16 protein-coding genes and 2 pseudogenes are annotated in these 19224 nt (G+C 37.8%); 12 read left to right on the top strand and 6 right to left on the bottom strand.

Annotated elements, in window-relative coordinates; translation table 11 throughout:
* Positions 1-27: 27 nt before the first annotated feature.
* Positions 28-528, bottom strand: a pseudogene (locus FTV37_RS04855) (IS5 family transposase); the annotation flags it as partial.
* A gap of 980 nt (positions 529-1508) precedes the next feature.
* On the opposite strand from FTV37_RS04855, the gene FTV37_RS04860 reads away from it, so the two are divergent.
* The 4 genes and pseudogenes from FTV37_RS04860 to FTV37_RS04875 all read left to right on the top strand — a co-directional run bounded on the left by FTV37_RS04860 (position 1509) and on the right by FTV37_RS04875 (position 5383).
* Positions 1509-1754, top strand: a complete 246-nt coding sequence (locus tag FTV37_RS04860; protein WP_180041571.1) for a hypothetical protein — start codon at positions 1509-1511, stop codon at positions 1752-1754.
* A 350-nt stretch (positions 1755-2104) separates the two neighbouring features.
* Positions 2105-2596: pseudogene (locus FTV37_RS17830) on the top strand (transposase); the annotation flags it as partial.
* Between the two features lie 1164 nt (positions 2597-3760).
* Positions 3761-4330, top strand: a complete 570-nt coding sequence (locus FTV37_RS04870; RefSeq protein WP_180063164.1) for a 1-acyl-sn-glycerol-3-phosphate acyltransferase — start codon at positions 3761-3763, stop codon at positions 4328-4330.
* A gap of 300 nt (positions 4331-4630) precedes the next feature.
* Positions 4631-5383 carry a YebC/PmpR family DNA-binding transcriptional regulator gene (locus tag FTV37_RS04875; RefSeq protein ID WP_111886000.1) on the top strand — a complete coding sequence of 251 codons (753 nt, stop codon included), beginning with the start codon at positions 4631-4633 and terminating at the stop codon, positions 5381-5383.
* Positions 5384-5472: 89 nt separating this feature from the next.
* On the opposite strand, the gene FTV37_RS04880 is transcribed toward FTV37_RS04875, so the two are convergent.
* A complete protein-coding gene (locus FTV37_RS04880) occupies positions 5473-5943 on the bottom strand; it encodes an Lrp/AsnC family transcriptional regulator (RefSeq protein WP_111885999.1) in 471 nt (156 codons plus the stop codon).
* 483 nt (positions 5944-6426) lie between these two features.
* Here FTV37_RS04880 and FTV37_RS04885 point away from each other — a divergent pair, with 483 nt between their 5' ends.
* Positions 6427-7755, top strand: coding sequence for a hypothetical protein (locus FTV37_RS04885; protein ID WP_180063165.1), 1329 nt, complete (start codon positions 6427-6429; stop codon positions 7753-7755).
* An 81-nt stretch (positions 7756-7836) separates the two neighbouring features.
* Here FTV37_RS04885 and FTV37_RS04890 read toward each other — a convergent pair whose 3' ends face one another.
* Positions 7837-8601, bottom strand: coding sequence for a glutathione S-transferase family protein (locus FTV37_RS04890; protein ID WP_180012150.1), 765 nt, complete (start codon positions 8599-8601; stop codon positions 7837-7839).
* 269 nt (positions 8602-8870) lie between these two features.
* Here FTV37_RS04890 and ychF point away from each other — a divergent pair, with 269 nt between their 5' ends.
* Both ychF and FTV37_RS04900 read left to right on the top strand, forming a co-directional pair.
* The gene (ychF, locus tag FTV37_RS04895; RefSeq protein ID WP_078189045.1) at positions 8871-9962 is read left to right on the top strand and encodes a redox-regulated ATPase YchF; all 1092 of its coding nucleotides are present in this window, start codon (positions 8871-8873) and stop codon (positions 9960-9962) included.
* A gap of 228 nt (positions 9963-10190) precedes the next feature.
* On the top strand, positions 10191-10625 hold the full coding sequence (locus FTV37_RS04900) for a hypothetical protein (protein ID WP_257224204.1): 435 nt from the start codon (positions 10191-10193) through the stop codon (positions 10623-10625).
* 63 nt (positions 10626-10688) lie between these two features.
* Here the strand turns inward: FTV37_RS04900 and FTV37_RS04905 are convergent, their stop codons facing one another.
* Entirely contained in the window at positions 10689-11228 is a 540-nt protein-coding gene (locus FTV37_RS04905; protein ID WP_180063166.1) for a DUF962 domain-containing protein, read from the bottom strand.
* 100 nt (positions 11229-11328) lie between these two features.
* On the opposite strand from FTV37_RS04905, the gene FTV37_RS04910 reads away from it, so the two are divergent.
* Positions 11329-12036 (top strand): Crp/Fnr family transcriptional regulator, encoded by a 708-nt coding sequence (locus tag FTV37_RS04910; RefSeq protein ID WP_180063167.1) that lies wholly within the window; start codon positions 11329-11331, stop codon positions 12034-12036.
* Between the two features lie 96 nt (positions 12037-12132).
* Here the strand turns inward: FTV37_RS04910 and FTV37_RS04915 are convergent, their stop codons facing one another.
* Together FTV37_RS04915 and FTV37_RS04920 are read right to left on the bottom strand one after the other, a co-directional pair.
* Complete coding sequence (locus FTV37_RS04915; protein ID WP_257224205.1) at positions 12133-12291, bottom strand: hypothetical protein; 159 nt, start codon at positions 12289-12291, stop codon at positions 12133-12135.
* Positions 12292-12726: 435 nt separating this feature from the next.
* A complete protein-coding gene (locus FTV37_RS04920; RefSeq protein ID WP_078194361.1) occupies positions 12727-13206 on the bottom strand; it encodes a hypothetical protein in 480 nt (159 codons plus the stop codon).
* A gap of 103 nt (positions 13207-13309) precedes the next feature.
* On the opposite strand from FTV37_RS04920, the gene FTV37_RS04925 reads away from it, so the two are divergent.
* The 4 genes from FTV37_RS04925 to glnD all read left to right on the top strand — a co-directional run bounded on the left by FTV37_RS04925 (position 13310) and on the right by glnD (position 19217).
* On the top strand, positions 13310-14062 hold the full coding sequence (locus FTV37_RS04925; protein WP_078194362.1) for an AzlC family ABC transporter permease: 753 nt from the start codon (positions 13310-13312) through the stop codon (positions 14060-14062).
* Complete coding sequence (gene ygaH, locus FTV37_RS04930) at positions 14059-14406, top strand: L-valine transporter subunit YgaH (protein WP_180004109.1); 348 nt, start codon at positions 14059-14061, stop codon at positions 14404-14406. Before FTV37_RS04925 ends, ygaH begins: the two co-directional genes overlap by 4 nt.
* Positions 14407-15306: 900 nt before the next feature.
* Positions 15307-16521, top strand: coding sequence for a formate-dependent phosphoribosylglycinamide formyltransferase (gene purT, locus FTV37_RS04935; RefSeq protein ID WP_171263820.1), 1215 nt, complete (start codon positions 15307-15309; stop codon positions 16519-16521).
* Positions 16522-16550: 29 nt separating this feature from the next.
* Positions 16551-19217 carry a [protein-PII] uridylyltransferase gene (gene glnD, locus FTV37_RS04940; protein WP_180063168.1) on the top strand — a complete coding sequence of 889 codons (2667 nt, stop codon included), beginning with the start codon at positions 16551-16553 and terminating at the stop codon, positions 19215-19217.
* Positions 19218-19224 lie beyond the last annotated feature (7 nt).

Below are 19224 nucleotides of genomic sequence, written 5' to 3' on the forward strand. Positions count from 1 at the left end.
GCAGCACTCTGCTCATTTGAACAAAACTCAAGTGACAACTTGGGTATGAGGACGACCTAATTCTGTAAATTTATTCAATACGGCTATACGTGCATGGATCTCATTTACCTGACTAGAAAAACTTCTCGCTGTTAATTTATCGCCTAATAATTTGATGCAATGCATCTTAGTTTCAACCAAACTTCGACGGTGATAACCAGACCATTTTTTCCAAAGTGATCTGCCTAAACGTTTGACTGTCTTTAATAATTCATTCCGCTCTAAAGATCTTAATTTCTGATCTTTCCATGGCTTTGCATTTTTTCTTGGCTGAATGACTGCATGTGCATTTCGATCTAAAATGACTTGTCTACAGTGCTTCGTATCATAAGCACCGTCGGTATAGACCGAATCAATTCGTTCATCTAAAGAAATTTGAGCAAGTAAATCATCGAGAACTTGCGAATCGCTTACATTATTTGTAGTAAGTTGTACTGCACGTATTTGAAGGGTTTCAGCATCGATCCCAATATGAAGCTTACGCCATTGGATTATGAAAAAGCCCATCAAAAGATGGTTATATGTGTCTAGAATTTTGGTGGCTATTCACCCCCATCTTTAAGCTCACGTAAATATTAAAAAAAAGCACATATTATATAACTGTAAAATTAACGTAAATTTAATTAAGAAATATGCAATATAAGCTCTATAATTTTCGCTAAAAATCAATTTAAATACATTTCTATCCATATATCAAACCTTCACTTTAAGAAAATAAAAATCAAATCATGCCAAAAAAAATTCACCACCATACAATTATTTTAAATAAAATTTTTTCAACACAAAAACTCACACCTTAAATTAAAATAATTATTTAAATATAAATAAATCAACATTCAAAAATAAAATATTACTCAAAAAACAATCACAGCATAATTGAAGTTTAATTCTTAAAAATCCAAAACACCATCAAACCACACAACATCAAATAAAACCACAATAAAAAAACAAACACTATCAACTCAACACTATAAACAAAATTAACATAAATTTAAAATCATAAAAACCAAACAACAAAACAATTAACATTCAATAAAATAAAAATCTACAAAATAAATTATATTTGAATATAAAAATAAATAAACCACAGAATAAAGTTCATTGAAAAATCAACAATTAAAGCCTCCAAAATAAAACATTAAAAACAATTAAACAGAAATTCAAAATTTATGACGTAACACCGATCAAAATACAGCCACTTTATGACGTAACAAAGGCTGCATTTTATACGAAGTATGACGTAACACTGATTATTTTTCACACAATTTATGACATAACAAAAAAAAATTTAAATCCTTCCCGGTGAGTAACGGTAGTCTTGTTTATTTTTCAAACACCACTCTTTAAAAAATCAAAAAATAACTTTTTATTGTCTTCCGTGCTTTTTTTGAACACTTGCAATGTCGACACGCTGCAAAATTTTAAGAGAATAATTAAGATAATATTTTCACATAAGCGTATTATTAGATATGAATTTTGAACTTTATATATGTCAAGAAACAAAAAATATCGGATATTCATTAATATCTGAATTAAACATTAAAAATGGCTCAGAGCTGAGTGGTTTTTTAAATGTAAATACTTGCTATAATAATCACGAAGCCTTTCTTATCTGGCTTGATAGATTATTAAAAGAAAGAAAAAATCGAATTAACAAACATGAAATTAAACAAAAATTATTTGAAAGCATCCCATCTTCCATGAGTGATTACTAGTCAATATCATACAATCCATATCAATTAAAACCCCCAAATTTAATGGAATATTGCACTTACAATATTCCATTAAAATAAAAATACTTTCAAACATCCAATTAAAAAACTAGTAAAATTTATCTTTAACACTCATATTCAATAAAATACAAGCCAACAAAAATATATAATATTATTTTTAAAAAAATCAAAAACACCCCCTAAATCCTCGGATTTCTTAAATTAAAAATTATTAATATCCAATAAATTAAATATCAACCAATTGGCTATTTAATTTTTCTCATTTTTCATAATTAATTTTATCAAATTTTATAACGCTAATTTCTTAACTGTGATTATTGAAATTCAAGTAATATCAACCTGAATATCTTCATCAATTGCGTAAATTTCATATTCGTATAGATACTGCAATCGTACAAATACGAGCAGTTCAGCTCACAATTAATAATGTCAGTGATTCACAGGTGCTTGGTGATTTACTTAATCAGATTCCACAAGATGAGCCGATTTATTCCGAATATACTGATGAAGCTTATGATCCCAAGCAGTGCGGTCAGTTCATTGCAGATCATTAAACACATGCAGTGATTCCACCTAAAAAATGTAAAGCCTTGGAAAATTCAGAAGAATAGCTCATAGAGGCGAAGTAACTTGGTTTGGATAGTTAAACGTTTAGACATCAGCTGATGGAAAAAGGTCAGGCTATCATTGGCGAAGTTTTGTTAAAACCAAGATGCATTGCATCAAATTATTAGGCGATAAACTGTACTTAGAGAATTTTGACAGTCAAGTATGAGATAGCCGTATTAAATAAATTTACAGACTTAGGCAGACCTCATACCTAAGTTGTCACTTAAATTTTAGTAACTTATGAAACCATATCTTCAAAGGCTTTATGCAACAAAGCTATCACAAACTCATTCTTATCAGATTACATTTTTATTAATCCGAATCAGAGCAAGTTTTACGCAAAATTGAATTAAATATTCTTAGAACTATATAGAATTGTAGATACTAAAAGTTCAACATTGATGGAATGCTATTAAGTAAATTTTTATTTAATTCGCTGATTGTAAAATATGCCTAGCTCGCACGGGTTGAATTTTATACAAACAGAACAATACTGGTCATAAAAACAACAATCAAAACCATGTATCCTAATTTGTATCCTCAACACTGATCATTATAAATAAACTTTCATAATCAATAAGATGAAAATTTGTAGTCGTCCGTGTGGGCCCACCATATAAAACAACCCCTTACGTGCATTAATCGTGAGGGGTTTTTTAATGTTAAAAACTAAATAAAGTCAGTCTAAGCCTTTAAAAGATATGGCAGATAACATATAGATACGTACAAAACTTCAAGCCAGCTTGAGTAAGCCACGATTGCTTAATACGAGAAGTAGGTTATAAAAAAATACATTCAAGAAAAATTTAAAAGCTTAAGTTCTAAATACCCGTAAATTAAGTCACGATTTGTTATACTTAAAAGATATTATTTTATTCATTATAAGCAAATGTTTTTTGATTCATGACTTTTAGAAATACTACATATTTCGCATTTTAAAAGTGCAAAAATTAAGACTCAACCTGTTCAGGCTTTCTTAAGTCCAAATAAAACTCAACAATTGACCAAATAACAATCAAAGCAAACATAGCAACAGCGAATAACACAGCAGTTAAATAAATCATGCTTGAGTTCTCCGTTAGAAAACGAGTTAAGACCAACAGGTTAAAAGTTTTAACCTACGACAAAAGTCTAATAAGAATTTCTGACGGTGCCTAGCCATATTTAGCAAATTTTTAAGAGTATTTTTATCTATGATGATAGCTTTGCTATATAAAATTTAACCGATTTATTGCTAAAAAGTATAATTTTTCAATCCGCCCTTCTTATTCCGATTTGTAATATATGCACAATTCAGATCAAAGCTCACTTAAATCCTCTTGACTCATGATCCAAACAAGCAGAAATTACACCTTTTTAAAATCACCGTATCACCGACTATGTTGAAAAAGTTTATTGGCGAATCCGCATTTAAATTGGCGGGCTGGAAATACCGCGTAGAACCTGATGTTTTAGAAAATAAACAAGTGATCGTCGGCTTTGAACACACCTCAATGATGGATGCTGTACTTTCATTGGCCCTTTGCCAAATTTATGACATCAAAATTCACACGCTGATTAAAAAAGAACTCTTTAAAGGTCCATTTAAACCTGTTCTTGAAGCGATTGGCGGGATTCCTGTAGACCGTAAAGCCAATAAAGACATCGTGACTCAAATGGTTGAGCATTTTGAAGCCAATGAAAAATTTAATTTAGTCATTGCTCCAGAAGCGACCCGTGCAGTACGTGGTGAAACACGAAAACCAATTCGTACAGGCTTTTGGTATATTGCTAAAGCAGCAGGTGTGCCGATTGTATTAATGTATGCCAACTCAAAAACCAAACAAGGTGGTATTTTTGGCAAGATTTACCCGACTGAGCTCGATCACGATTTAGCTTTAATTAAGCAACTCTATAAAGATAAAGTAGGTTTAGATATCGTGATCCCAGAACCTAAAAATAAAGACTAAGCGCCATTCACGTTTTAACGAACTACGTATTTAAAGATATAAATGTATCGTGCTCCACGCATTGTACATTTATATCTTCCTGTTATAACAGGATCAGACTCCCCCTTTTAGCCCGATTCTCATCATAAGAAAAATTACAGTACGGGCGTTTAGACATTTCGCATTATTTTCTCAAATTTGGATATTTTTTTTTCAACTACTCAATTCATGAAATCCAGTACTTTCACACAAAAAAGCCATTATGGTAGAATTTGCTCAATTTGATAGGCATAAGGCCAATCTACAAGGAGCATATTTCGCATGGCGGGTCATTCCAAGTGGGCTAATACTAAGCATCGTAAAGCAAAACAAGATGCGAGCCGCGCTAAAGTATTCACAAAATTTATCCGTGAAATCGTGACAGCTGCACGCTTAGGCGGCGGTGATGTAGCGTCTAACCCACGTTTACGTGCTGTTGTTGAAAAAGCATTAGTTGCAAACATGACACGTGACACCATTAACCGTGCGATCCAACGTGGTGTGGGCGGTGAAGAAAATACCGATCTAAAAGAAGTAACCTACGAAGGATATGGCGTTGGTGGTGTTGCTGTCATCATTGAAACAATGACGGATAACTTGAACCGTACTGTTCCTGACGTTCGTCATTGCTTCTCGAAAACTGATGGTAATTTAGGTACTGCAGGTTCAGTAGCTTATATGTTTACCAAACGTGGTGAGATTACTTTTGAAGATGTTTCTTTAGAAGATCAAATCATGGACGTCGCTTTAGAAGCGGGTGCTGAAGACATCGAAGTGGACGAAGAAGAAATTCTAGTTATCACCACACCTGAAACTTTCGGTGAGGTTCAGGATGCACTTGCAGCAGCAGGTTTAAAATCTGATAACGCCGAAGTGGTCATGAACCCTTCAACTAAAGCGTTAATTTCAGATATCGAACAAGCGAAAAAAATCATCAAAATGATTGATATGTTTGAAGATCTTGACGACGTTCAAAACGTGTATACCAACGTTGAATTCACCGATGAAGTGATGGCTGAGTTAGAAGCTCTATAGTTCAATCGAGTGAAGTATAAAACGCACCCTTCGGTGCGTTTTTTATTGCCTAGCTTTCAACTGTTTGAGTTTATATATGAGGGCTGCATTTAAACCTTATTTAATAAGCCATTACAGTTAAAAACATTATATTGTTTAATTACAAAGCTCGAATGTAATGCAACTACGTGTTCAATTTTACCAATGCGCTTGAGTAAAATTTCACTATAGTTTTCCATATCCCGTGCAACGACTTCCACAATAAAATCGGCAGACTGCCCTGTCACCAAAAATGCATTAATGACTTCTGGAATACTTTCTAATGCTTCTAAAAATTTAGCAAAGGTATCTGTATCATGTTTGCTTAAGGACACCTGTAGCAGCACATGCAAACTAAAGCCCAATTTTTGATAATTAATTTCACGTTTCAGACCACTGATAATATTGTGATCAATCAATTGTTTGATCCGACGATGAACTGAACTGACCGATAAATTCACCCGCTCTGACAGTTCATTTAAATTGACATCTTCATGGGTCAAAATTTCTAAAATTTGTTTATCAAAACGGTCTAGTTCCATCAGTCTACTCCAGCCATTTTTGAAAACAGTGCTGATGATCCAGATTCATCAAACACCTGTTGTCATTTTCAATGTTATTTTAAGTTTTAAAATCAGCATTTATGTGCAAGTTTTCTCATGTATAGCATGATTTATTAAAAATAATAAAGCTCATATGCATTATGAACATAATAATTTGCATAAATATCGTGTTTAAATGAATGTTTTTTCATCAAAGTTTAGTTTTTATATTCTAAATAACGTCTTTAGACAACCTACCAATAAAGCTTCTCGATGCATTCCATTGATCTGAATAAATCAATTTCTGATAAAAGGGAAAGATATTTTATTTATATTTTTCAATTTTTTATTTTTACTTTATTTTTCAATGTGCGCTCTATGTCACATTTCTTTTTTTTCACTTATTTACTTGGTTTGGTAATTACATTAAAAAATAGCGGCGGTTCATAAATATACAAAAAAAACAAAAACGGAAGAATAAACATGGCAATTAAATCACTGAGTTCACTCAGCTCAAAATTAAGTTCTGTACTAAGCCCTTCCCTACAGCTCAGTACAATTAGCAGCACGGTCAGTAACCTACTTAGCCCGCTTAAACCTACAACCAATATCACGGATACGCTGACAGGATTATTGGGTAATTTAGGTGGCACAAAGTCTTTTGATTTTAGCGCACTGACTAAAACGCTGCCCCAAGTGATTAGCACGATTCAAAGTCTTACATCCAATAACGGTTCAAATTCGGATGCACTCAAGACTTTGATGACAACACTGCAACCGCTCCTACAAAATTTAGGTGGCAACGCTGGCTCAACAGAGATGAATCAGTTGGTTCAATCCTTACCTACCATTGTCAACAGCTTGCAAAGTTTACTGAGTAGCACCAATAATCAAGGTAATCTTCCTGACAATATTAGCAGTGCTGTAAATGCCATCAAACCATTGCTTGCTATGCTTGGAAGCGCAACTGGGTCAACGGATTCAACGCAAATTATCAATACACTCAGTCAAGTTTTAGAATATGCGCAACCCATTATTCAGATGATTGGGAGCTCGTCTTCTGGAAACATTGACTTTGGGCAAATTGCACAAGGTGCAACGAGTGCCCTCCTACCTTTATTAGCCTCAATCAATAAAGATAACTCATCTATTGATATGGAACAATTGAGTCATGCTTTACCGACTGTGATTGGAAGTGTGACCAATCTAGTGACCGCCATTTCATCAGCCAACCAAGGCAATATCCCTGAGACCATTTCAGGGGTGATCAAAGGACTTAATCCGCTATTAGATTTACTGGCAAAAAGTGATGTCATCGATACGAATCAGGCTCAAACCGTCAAAGCGATTTATGATGTATTAAATAGCGTGAGCACCATTTTGGATGTGGTCAACAATCCATCCTTACTGAAGCTTTCAACTGATTTAAATCAAGTGATTGATTCGTTGAAACCAGTCATTGCTCTGATGGACAGCAATGGTGAAGCGACTCAGTTCCTCGATCAACTGACCATTCCAGATCTTGGCGATTTACTTGGCAATCTTGCTCCTGAAAAAATTGATCTTGGTTCTATCACGGATCAGTTCAACCAATTGACTGAAAACCTCACGGGCCAATTACCGAATATTAATGACCTATTGGAAAATTTAGGTTCTGCTCAAGGTGATTTTGATATCTCCACCATCATCCCAAGTATTAAGGATGCGCTAGGCAATATATTCTACCCTGTTATGCCGCTGAATACTTTACAAGCCGATAGTATCAGTCCAGTGCTGAATATTTTGGATATTCAACAACAAAGCTATATTTAAGGATTGAATGTCTGATGAAAAAGCGCGCTGTTAGGCGCGCTTTTTTAAAGCAGTATGACGCAAAGCTTTCATATAAAGAGCTTATACACCACGCCAATCTACACGTGCGTTACGTTCTGTTTGGTATATACGTTGCACATATTGACCTAAAGGCAAATCGCTCAAATAGGCTTTGTAAGCTTTAAACTCTTCTGACAAGGTTTCGCCATGCTCTTTTTCCCACGGCGTTCCAACAATCTCTAATATCGGCGCCAACATTGAACACACTGCAATATCAGCCAAACCTAATCGGTCGCCTACAAAATAACGCCCACCTTGTTCGATCAGACGTTGATTTAAATCAACCACAATTTCGTCCAATCGCTCACGTGAAGCCGCAACCTTATCCGTATCTAATTGATAACCTTTAGAAACCAGTGCCTTTATAATGGGCTTGGAATATTTTTCAAACTGACGTAAATAGCCCTTTTCACCAATTAAAATATCAAGTGATTCTTCACTTTCATTTAATACATGGGCCAACCCCCAACGGCGCACATGTTGGCCTAACTCAATGGAGAGTTCATTAATTTCTAAAGCGTCTTCACGCAGTTTGACATCTGGACGGATCAGACTATGTTCGGGGTAGGTCGCATCCAAGTAAAAGGCGATTTGAGTTGAATCTGCAACCCAATGATCTTGATCACGTAAAATCGGTAATTTGTTTTGCCCTGTTTTAAGCTGTGCAAATGCACGATGTACACCCGGCATTAAATTATGAGCCACATAATCCAACTCTTTATGATCGAGTAACCAGCGCGCCTTTTCACAAAAATGTGAGAGTGGAAACTGGTAGAGAGTTCGCATAAATGCTCCAAGTTTTTGTTGTAACTGTGGTTTATAAAACCCAGTAATTTTATAGGGATACTTTAGTCACTGTGTTATTGAAACACAATGTCATTTTTGCACCTATTCTGCATCCGTAGTGCAACTTAAGCTTTATTCAGACGTGAATTCATCTCGATCTCAGCGCGATTCAATAAGTTATACATTCTCCCTCCCATATCACCTGACTTTATTATGGCTTTCATGTAAAATCATCCACAATTTTTTTATAATACTTTGTGAGTTATTTCATGGGTTTTAACTGTGGTATTGTCGGCCTGCCGAACGTTGGTAAATCAACGCTTTTCAACGCATTAACCAAAGCTGCGATTGCTGCTGAAAACTTCCCATTCTGTACAATTGAGCCAAATACTGGGATCGTACCTGTACCTGACCCACGTATGGATAAACTTGCTGAAATTGTAAACCCACAACGTGTTGTCCCAACCACGATGGAATTTGTGGATATTGCAGGTCTCGTTGCTGGTGCATCTAAAGGTGAAGGCCTTGGTAACCAATTCTTAGCTAACATTCGTGAAACGGATGCTATTGCACATGTTGTACGTTGTTTTGAAGACGAGAATGTCATTCACGTAAATGGCAAAATTGATCCACTTGACGATATCGCAACAATCAACACTGAACTTGCACTTGCTGACTTAGAAGCTGTTTCTAAAGCAATTACACGTCTAGCAAAATCTGCAAAAGGTGGCGATAAAGAAGCGATTGCGACCAAAGCTGTTTTAGACAAAATCTTACCTTTACTGGATGAAGGTAAACCTGCGCGTGCAGCTGACCTTGATGAAGATGAACGTAAATTGGTGCGTGGTTATGGCTTCCTAACCCTTAAACCAACCATGTATATTGCCAACGTTGCAGAAGATGGTTTCGAAAATAACCCTCACTTAGAAGCAGTACAAAAATTAGCTGCTGAAGAAAATGCGATTGTGGTTCCACTTTGCAACCAAATCGAAGCAGAAATTTCATTACTTGAAGATGAAGACCGAGCTGAATTCCTTGAAGCTTTAGGCATGGAAGAACCTGGTCTAAACGTGGTTATTCGTGCAGGTTATGGCTTACTTGGCCTTCAAACTTACTTTACAGCTGGTGTACAAGAAGTTCGTGCTTGGACAGTGAAAATTGGTGCAACTGCACCTCAAGCTGCAGGTGTGATTCACACTGACTTCGAAAAAGGCTTTATTCGTGCTGAATGTGTTGCCTACAACGACTTCGTTCAATACAACGGTGAAGCTGGCGCTAAAGAAGCAGGTAAATGGCGTTTAGAAGGTAAAACATACATCGTTCAAGATGGCGATGTTTTACACTTCCGTTTTAACGTATAAGAGCACCCATAAAAAGCCAGCAATTTGCTGGCTTTTTAATTTCAGGCAAAAGCCCAAGCCAAAAAATAAGCATATTTAAAAACTTAAAACCTGCTTAAAAACAAAATTATATCGACACGAATACATGATTTGGTTGCCGAGTCACCACAGTGCAACGACTTAAATCTCTACCGTTCTGCTATAAATTTATTCATAGGCACTAATGCCTATTTTCATAGAACAATAGCAATGAAAAAAATCAGCACAATTCTAACAGCAGGTATCTTTACAATGCTTAGTGCAACTGCGTTTGCACGTCCACAAGGCACCACACTTACAGGTGGTACAGGTGCAAACCATAAAGGTGGTACTTGTGTTTCCATTGCTAAAGATACAAAACATCAGGAACGTACTGCTACACATGCAGCACAAGTTGCGCAGCATGATGCAAAAGTCGCTCGACACGATGCAAAACAAGCCAGCCAATTGGCTCAGAGTAAAGTGAAACATAATCAAAAATTAGCAAAACATGATGCAGCTCAAGCACAGCATCTTGCAACACAAGCAAAATCAGAAGCTAAAACTTCAGCCCATGCTGCCAAAGCTGCAAATACTGACGCAAAAGCAAAAATCGCTGCACAAAAGGTCGCAGCGGAACAACATAAAGCTGCTGTGAAATCCTAAACAGTTGAGAATCAACACATCGCAAAAAAAGCCGGAATTATCCGGCTTTTTTATTCAACTCATTTATGGGTGAGCAATATGTAATGCTTTTGAATCCATCTCTGCACGCTGTCTTCTTCCTTCTGTCAACATGCGTTGTTCAAGCTCTTTACGAAAGCCGAGTAGAAACACAAATTCTGCTAGGACAAATAAAGGCCCTATTGCCAAGCCAATAACATCATCCATAAACGCAGGCTTTTTCTTTTCATAATAATGACCGATAAATTGGATGATCCAACCCACAACAAAGATCCCCACACTCCAGATCAACCATGACATAAGGCTCATTTTTGCGATCATTAAGGCTAAGGGATATGTGACGGCAAACACCAAAAGCATGATCAAACCGAAAATTTTATCTAAACTCAGGTAATAAATGACACTGGCAATAATCAACAATAATGCAAGGGTTAGTTCAAAACCTGAAATCATCAGCCCTGCTCGTGCTGTTAGACACATAATCGAAAATACAATGAGCGGGATACCCACAAAATGCGTCAGTACATTTTTTCGATCTAAATGATATGCTGCATATTGGCTTAGCAGTCTTTCAAGTTTGCTCATTAACTTACTCCTTGTTCATTCACTCATTTCACTATATAAAAAATGCATCAATAAAGTTGTCAGCTAATAGACAAATTGGACCAAAAAATAAGGATATGCTGTGCTGGACGCTCAATATGTGCATCAACTCAATAAAAATGTGTGGTATTCAGGCTTAAATCTTTCCTTCCAAGACTTTATCTGCCGCCATGCCCTGACCTTAACTTTCGAAAAAGACGCACGTGTTTTTTTATCAGGACAGCGTTTTAATGGTATGTATGCAGTCTTAGAAGGCGCAGTTCGCTTAGGCTATATTGATATTCATGGCAAAGAAGCAATTGCCGCCATTGCTGAGCCAATTATGTGGTTTGGCGAAATATCCTTGGTTGACCAATTACCACGTTCTCACGATGCCATCTGTACCAAAAAGTCCACCTTATTACACCTACCCGCTCAGGCAATTCAGCAGTTAATACAACAACACCCCGAGTTTTGGTTTCATATTGCCCAGCTCACCAGTCAAAAACTTCGCTATGCCTTTATGGAACTCATTGCCTTACATACGCAAAGTTTAAGTCAACGTCTCGCACAGCGTCTGCTGTTTATTTTAAATGGATATGGAAATCATTTGGAAATTGAGCAACACACCATACACATCTCACAGGAACAACTCGCGCAACTGATGAATTGCTCACGACAATCAGTCAATCAGGAGCTTCAGCAGTTGGAAAAAATGCAGGTGCTTCGTGTTGCGTTTAAACAAATTGAAATTTTAGATCTAGCGCAGTTACATCAGATTGCTCATGCACTTCCTGTGCATGATGTCTGACATTTGTGATTTAAATAAGTGCATTTAATTGCACCAGAATGATTCTTTATAGTTATTTTGCTTTTATTTGTGGCACTTCGCTTTATCGAGTTTTGATCACGACAATAATTGGCAAACATTTACACTGTCAAAACCATTTGTACATGCTGCAATTTCTTGAGTTGATGCTTCTGATCTGTCTTCAGTCGCTGCTTGTACATTGACCGCTGTAGTCAAAACAGCCAAAACCGATAACATCATTAATGTTTTTTTCATCTTAATCACCTATTCAACGTCTTTAATTTAATTTACATACTTCATCTTTTACGCATTTATTTTTACATATTTTATCAAATAATGATAATTTTAATTTTTTATCACATTATCTATACTTTGTATTATTAATATTTTAAAGATATTAATTAAAGAGAAGGACAGACGACTAGCGTTCTAAAATGGAGTGTTTTTTATCAATGAATCTTTATAAAAAATAATTATGCACTTAATAATCAATGCTTTTTATCTATTTAACTTCAGAAAAAAACCATGCAATTTGGAATTTAGCTCAATACTACTGCAGCGCACTGATTTAATTTTTTATATGAAATAGCGATGCTTTTAGGAGGATTTTCCAATACTCTATTATAGATTTATTCTTGTTTTTTGATATTTTCTAAAAAAAAGCAGTGAAAATTCACTGCTTTGATCGGGTTAAATGCCTACTTTTTTCGGATCGGTATTTCCGAGTTCAGGGTTTTCAATCGCACCTTTGCATTGATTTTTATCACGCTCATAATCTGCTTGCTTTTGTGCAACAGTCGAACTCTGATCAATACTTTCACGTGCCCAAATTTCCAAACTTGTCAAAGCTTTACGACACAGTGCATATTTACCTTCAGTCACAGAATCGGTCATTTTGACATTGATACGCCATTCGGTACTCAATTTACGTGCTGGAACACGGACTTTCTCTTCCATCTGATCAACTTGCTTTGCATAAACAATCGGATCGGCTTCATTGATAAACGCCCAAGCTTTGGCAGCATACTCCGTTGCATCATTGGTTAATTTGGGTGCTGCTTTAATTTCGACTTGAGCTTGTTCAGCTCCATCATTACCACAGGCCTGCAACAACACCGTGCTGCTCAATAATGAAACAATCAGTATCCCACGCATCTTTAACCTCTGCATATCCGGCTCATTTCAGCAAACATATTCGGCAATATGCTAGTGAATTCGCGTACAATACTCAATCATCATTTGACCTGTTGTTCAACTCTTTCAAAGGTGTGTCGTGTCTGAGCACAAACTTCCTACAGTTCAGCCTGCGGGTTTTTGGCAAGGTGCTAAAGATAGTCAAGCCATTATCTTTACCTATCTTCCTGTTTCTTTTGCATTTGGGGTTTCTGCGACTCAATTTGGTTTCACTGCGTGGGAAGCCTTATTTTTATCTTGCTCTATGTATGCAGGTGCCAGTCAGTTTCTCGTCGTTGCTTTACTGGGAAGTGGAACATCCATTTGGATGACTGCACTCACTGTGATTGCTCTCGATATACGCCATTTGCTCTACGGTCCTGCTTTACAAAACCTGATTCAAGACCGACTCAATTTAAAGAAAACGGCAGTTTGGGCTTGGGGTTTAACTGACGAAGTTTTCGCATCAGGTATGATCAAACTGTCGCAACGTCGTCAAGAATGGTCAGAATCTTGGATGTTAGGACTCAGCTTATTTAGTTGGCTGTCTTGGGCAACAGGCTCATTTTTAGGCGGTTTATTTGCCGATCAAGTCAGCAACCTTCCACAATTTTTACAAGCCGCACTCGACTTCCTACTGCCTGCATTGTTTTTAAGCTTTTTACTCGCAGCATTTGAGAAAAAACATACATTTGTGGTCACGGTTACAATTATTGTTTCTGCGATTGCCTGCTACTTTATCGACTTGTCTGCTGCGATTTTTATCGGTATTTCTTCTGGTATTTTTGCCGGTTTATTCAAACATTATGTCTTAAAGAAACCTGATCCTGAACATATGGGTGAAGCATCATGAATCTAGAAATTATCCTGGTCGGGATCTTGGTCGGAATTGCGAATTTTGCATCACGGTTTGGGCCATTTTTTGTAATTCAGAAATTTCAGCAAGGTTCACAGCAGCGTGGTTCTTTATGGCTAAAAATCGCTTTGGGCTCGATTGGTATCGCTGCAATTAGTTCAATGTTGGTGGTTGCAACCTTACCACCTCTGCTTGAAGCCCCAAATAAAAGCTTTGCCATGTTGGTTGGATTTGCTGTGCTTGCAGGTTTGTATTTCAAGTTTAAGAAAATTGTACCAGCCACGCTCACTGCAGCACTGACTTACGGCTTAGTCTATACCTATATACCTTTTCACCTCTAAAGCTAAGTCAGCGACAATCCAAATCTCCCTCAAGCACAAGCTTCTTCAGCCTGTGCCTTTTAATTAGCAATATTTATGAGATAGTCAACACATAACACAAAAAATCTTAAGGAAAACAATAGATGGCAAAGTACCATTTTATTCAAGGCAAAATTTATATCATTCTAGACAACCATCTGAATTAAGCTGGGGACTGCAAAAACCCATCGAAAGCGTATATTTTCAATGCTTCATTCAAAGCCAGCTATTCAGTGCTAATTTCTGCGCTGTACATTGCCAACCAGCAGATCAGATCCGCGCCATTTATATAGAGAAAAATCAGCAACAAAAGATTGTGGGCTTATATAACTGCACACAGCAGATTCTGCACTTACATCCACGTCGCCTGATGTTTTCACACATATCGATGCCCCGCCTGTTCAGCAATTTTCTGCAGCTTTCGGGTTTTTTATTGATTTTTCTATTGTGCATTTTTAGCCTCAGTTCATGGCTCAATTCATCATTTCACATTCTATCGGTAGCTGCAGACGCACTCTATTTCACTGCCATTTTAATTGGCTTAATATTGATTTTATGCATATGCGTCGCACCACTGCTCGGATTGCTGTACTGGCCCAACTTCCGCCAAACATCTGTGCAGCTTTGTGCGCTTCAATGTGCAAATTTGGATATTGAGCCATTCCCTGCATCTGTAAAAAATGCAGGTATATTTAAAGTGAATTTAAATAAAAAACAACTAATTACCACTTTTTAAAGATTTTAACAGATAAATAATTACACGAACGCTCCCCCATAAAGATATAAAAAAAATTGTTGGACAATATCATTTATTTATGTGAACACTCGCTTATCTCTCGAACAAGTTCTGCTATGCTTAAATTCCCATAAAATCAAGCATGGATGATTTACATGAGCGTCACTATTGGTACTCCACTTCAGTCTTCAGCGTATAAAGTCTTACTGTTAGGTTCTGGTGAACTCGGTAAAGAAGTTGTGATTTCATTGCAACGTTTGGGTGTAGAAGTTCATGCTGCCGATCGTTATGACCATGCTCCTGCCATGCAAGTTGCACATTTTTCTCATACTTTAAATATGGCAGATCCTGAGGCACTTAAAGCTTTAATTTCTCAAGTGAAGCCTCATTTGATTGTTCCTGAAATTGAAGCCATTGCGACTCAAGTTTTAGTCGAGATCGAAGAACAAAATATTGCCACTGTCATTCCTTCTGCAAAAGCTGTCAACCTGACGATGAACCGTGAAGGGATTCGCCGTCTAGCTGCCGAAGAGCTTGGACTCCCGACTTCAGCCTACCGATTTGCCAATACCCTTGAAGCGTTCCGTGCTGCATGCGATGACATTGGCTATCCAAACTTTGTTAAGCCTGTCATGTCTTCTTCGGGTAAAGGACAGTCACGTGTAAAAAGCTTTGATGAAGTCGATGCTGCTTGGGAATATGCACAAACAGGTGGACGTGTAAATCAAGGTACAGTGATTGTGGAATCACAAATTGACTTTGACTTTGAAATCACCCTGCTGACTGTTCGTGCAAAAAATGCAGAAACAGGTGAAATTGAAACATCATTTTGCGACCCGATTGGCCACCGCCAAGACGCTGGTGACTATGTAGAAAGTTGGCAGCCACAACTCATGACTGCTCTTGCTTTAGAGGAAGCCAAGCGTATTGCCAATAAAGTAACCATTGCATTAGGTGGATGTGGCATTTTTGGGGTGGAACTGTTTGTCAAAGGCGATAAAGTATGGTTTAGTGAGGTATCACCTCGTCCACACGATACAGGCCTTGTCACGCTTGCATCGCAATTCCAAAGCGAATTCGAACTGCATGCACGTGCCATTCTTGGTCTGCCTGTGAATACTGCTCGACACAGTACTGCTGCGAGCGCAGTCATCTATGCAGGCGTGGATGATACCAATTTATCATTTACTGGCTTAAATCTTGCTTTGGCTAATCCAGACACCGATTTACGCCTCTTTGGTAAACCAGAAGGCTTTAAACGTCGCCGTATGGGCGTAGCAACAGCACGCGCTGAAACCACAGATCACGCGCGTGAACTTGCTCAACATGCTGCACAACAAGTCAGTGTTCAACAAAACTAAGTTTGTAACACCTTAACGGACCACTGTTCATGATCAATACGCTTCCTCTGCTGAATTACATTAAAAGTAACCACGACATTCAGGCGATTAACCAATGGCGCTCAGATGTTGAAAATCAGCTACAGGAATGCTTTGAAAATGGACAGTCGATTCGTGATGTGATTTTGGCTCGTTCGAATCTAATCGATGAAGCCTTAAAGTTCTTATGGACACATGCTGAACTCGACCAAACCGATCTCGGTTTATTTGCTGTCGGTGGCTATGGTCGCCGCGAAATGCTGCCTTACTCCGACGTCGATATCATGATTTTGTCTGAAGATGAAATCAGCCCAGAACAAGAAAAACTCATCTCCAGCTTTATTTCAACACTTTGGGATGTTGGTAATTTCAAGCCGGGCATCAGTGTGCGTACTATTAATGATTGTGTCGCTCAAGCCACCAATGATTTAACTGTAGCAACAGCTTTGATTGAAGCACGTTTGATTGTGGGCAATGAACACCTAGCCAAATGGCCACGCCGTATCGTGTCACAGACATGGACGGATAAAACCTTCTATGATGCAAAAATGCAAGAGCAAGCCAAACGATATGCTCAACACAACAATACCGAAAGCAACTTAGAACCCGATATTAAAAATGCGCCCGGTGGTATCCGTGATATCAACCAAATCGGCTGGATTGCTAAGCGTCATTTCCGTGTCAATCGCATCTATGACCTTGTACATTTGGGTTTTATTTCAGAGTTTGAACTTGGCGTTCTTGAAGAAACAGAAAGCTTTCTTTGGGAAATTCGTCATCATTTGCATCGCTTAACCAAGCGCGACGAAAACCGATTATTGTTTGATTATCAACGTGACATTGCCGCTAAATTTGGCTATCAACGTGAAGAAGGTAAATCACCGAATTATCCAATCGAACAGTTCATGAAACGTTACTACCGTAGCGCTCAGCAAGTGACGACGTTAAATGAAATGCTCTTGGCTTATTTCAATGAATCGGTCATCACACCGCGCTTGCCTGACTATGAACGTAAAATTGAAGAGATCAATACCAATTTCAAATTAGTCGATGGCAAATTGGCGGTGCAGCATCATAAAATTTTTTCTGAAAATCCAAGTGCTATTTTAGAAATTTTCTACCTCTTGGCGAATCGTCCAGAAATTGAAGGGATTCGTGCCCGAACTTTACGTCTATTGTCTCTTGCGGCAAAACGTATTGATCAAAACTTCCGTAACAATCCCGCACATCAAGCCTTATTTATGGCGATCATTCGCTCACCCTACCGTTTATATGACACCATGGTGGCGATGAAACGTTATGGTGTGCTCGGCAACTATATTCCTGCCTTTGGGCAAATCATGGGACTCATGCAATACGACTTGTTCCATATTTATACTGTCGATGCCCACACCCTATTACTACTACGTAATTTAAACCGTTTTAAAGAGCCTGAATTTGCTAAGGACTTCCCTGTCGTTAGCTCCGTATTCCAACGACTGGCGCGCCGTGACATTGTTTATTTAGCGGCAATTTTCCATGATATCGCCAAAGGTCGTGGTGGTGACCACAGTGAACTTGGTGCAGCGGATGCAATTGCTTTTTGCCGTACCCATGGGTTTACTGAACGTGAATGCAACCTTGTCGCATGGTTGATTCAAAACCATCTATTGATGTCCGTTACTTCTCAGAAAAAAGATATTTCCGATCCAGATGTAGTGAAAGAATTTGCTGAGAAAATGGGCGATATGGAACATCTCGACTATCTTTACACATTGACAGTTGCTGATATCAATGCAACTAATCCGACGCTTTGGAATACATGGCGTGCATCCCTCATGCGCCAACTGTATACACAAGCGCGTGATGTGATTCGTTCTGGTTTGGGTCGTCCTGTAGATTATCCAATGCTGATCGAAGACACTAAATTTGCGGCCAGTGAACTATTAGTCAACGATTTTTCGCTCTACGATGTAGAAACTGTTTGGCAAGAACTCGGTGATGAATATTTCCTAAAAGAATCTGCCGATGAAATCGCATGGCATACGCGCGCCATATTAAAGCATGGCAATAATGCAGAACCATTGGTACTGATGCGAGCACATCGCAAATTTGCACAAGATGCGGTACAGATCTTTATTTACACCCAAGATCAGCCTAACTTGTTTGCGACCACAGTGGCTATTTTGGACAGAATGAATCTAGATGTTCAAGATGCCCGTATTATCACTGCATCCACTGCATTTAGTTTGGACACCTATGTTGTACTTGACCGTTTTGGCACCTTATTAACAGATCCTGAACGTGAGCAAACTGTTATTGAAGCACTCAAACAAGCCTTGAGCCAATCTGACAAGTATCCAGGCCTGATGCAACGTCGTATCCCACGTCAACTGCGTCATTTTGATATTGAAAATACCGTGAGTATTTCTTTCAATGAAGCACTTCAACAAAATATGGTTGAAATTGCGACACTTGACCATCCGGGCTTACTTGCTAAAGTTGGTGGTTTATTTATGATGCAAGGTTTAGATATTCACTCTGCGAAAATTGCAACGCTCGGTGAACGTGCTGAAGATATTTTCTATGTCACTAAAAAAGATGGCTCACCTATGAGTGATTCAGAAGCGGAAACGTTTGCTGCACAGTTAAAGTCAGCACTCGATGAAGCATCGAATCAGGTTTGTAGTCATCATTAACTTAAAT

Source organism: Acinetobacter sp. YH16042 (assembly GCF_013417245.1).
Lineage (GTDB): Bacteria > Pseudomonadota > Gammaproteobacteria > Pseudomonadales > Moraxellaceae > Acinetobacter > Acinetobacter amyesii.

What these genes read in the sequence shown, in the direction of transcription:
- FTV37_RS04890 (WP_180012150.1), bottom strand. Translation starts at nt 8,601, where the DNA reads ATGCGAACTCTCTACCAGTTTCCACTCTCACATTTTTGTGAAAAGGCG.
- FTV37_RS04920 (WP_078194361.1), bottom strand. Translation starts at nt 13,206, where the DNA reads ATGCAGAGGTTAAAGATGCGTGGGATACTGATTGTTTCATTATTGAGC.
- FTV37_RS04875 (WP_111886000.1), top strand. Translation starts at nt 4,631, where the DNA reads ATGGCGGGTCATTCCAAGTGGGCTAATACTAAGCATCGTAAAGCAAAA.
- FTV37_RS04870 (WP_180063164.1), top strand. Translation starts at nt 3,761, where the DNA reads ATGTTGAAAAAGTTTATTGGCGAATCCGCATTTAAATTGGCGGGCTGG.
- FTV37_RS04880 (WP_111885999.1), bottom strand. Translation starts at nt 5,943, where the DNA reads ATGGAACTAGACCGTTTTGATAAACAAATTTTAGAAATTTTGACCCAT.
- FTV37_RS04900 (WP_257224204.1), top strand. Translation starts at nt 10,191, where the DNA reads ATGAAAAAAATCAGCACAATTCTAACAGCAGGTATCTTTACAATGCTT.
- ygaH (WP_180004109.1), top strand. Translation starts at nt 14,059, where the DNA reads ATGAATCTAGAAATTATCCTGGTCGGGATCTTGGTCGGAATTGCGAAT.
- purT (WP_171263820.1), top strand. Translation starts at nt 15,307, where the DNA reads ATGATTTACATGAGCGTCACTATTGGTACTCCACTTCAGTCTTCAGCG.
- FTV37_RS04860 (WP_180041571.1), top strand. Translation starts at nt 1,509, where the DNA reads ATGAATTTTGAACTTTATATATGTCAAGAAACAAAAAATATCGGATAT.
- FTV37_RS04885 (WP_180063165.1), top strand. Translation starts at nt 6,427, where the DNA reads ATGGCAATTAAATCACTGAGTTCACTCAGCTCAAAATTAAGTTCTGTA.
- FTV37_RS04915 (WP_257224205.1), bottom strand. Translation starts at nt 12,291, where the DNA reads ATGAAAAAAACATTAATGATGTTATCGGTTTTGGCTGTTTTGACTACA.
- ychF (WP_078189045.1), top strand. Translation starts at nt 8,871, where the DNA reads ATGGGTTTTAACTGTGGTATTGTCGGCCTGCCGAACGTTGGTAAATCA.
- FTV37_RS04905 (WP_180063166.1), bottom strand. Translation starts at nt 11,228, where the DNA reads ATGAGCAAACTTGAAAGACTGCTAAGCCAATATGCAGCATATCATTTA.
- glnD (WP_180063168.1), top strand. Translation starts at nt 16,551, where the DNA reads ATGATCAATACGCTTCCTCTGCTGAATTACATTAAAAGTAACCACGAC.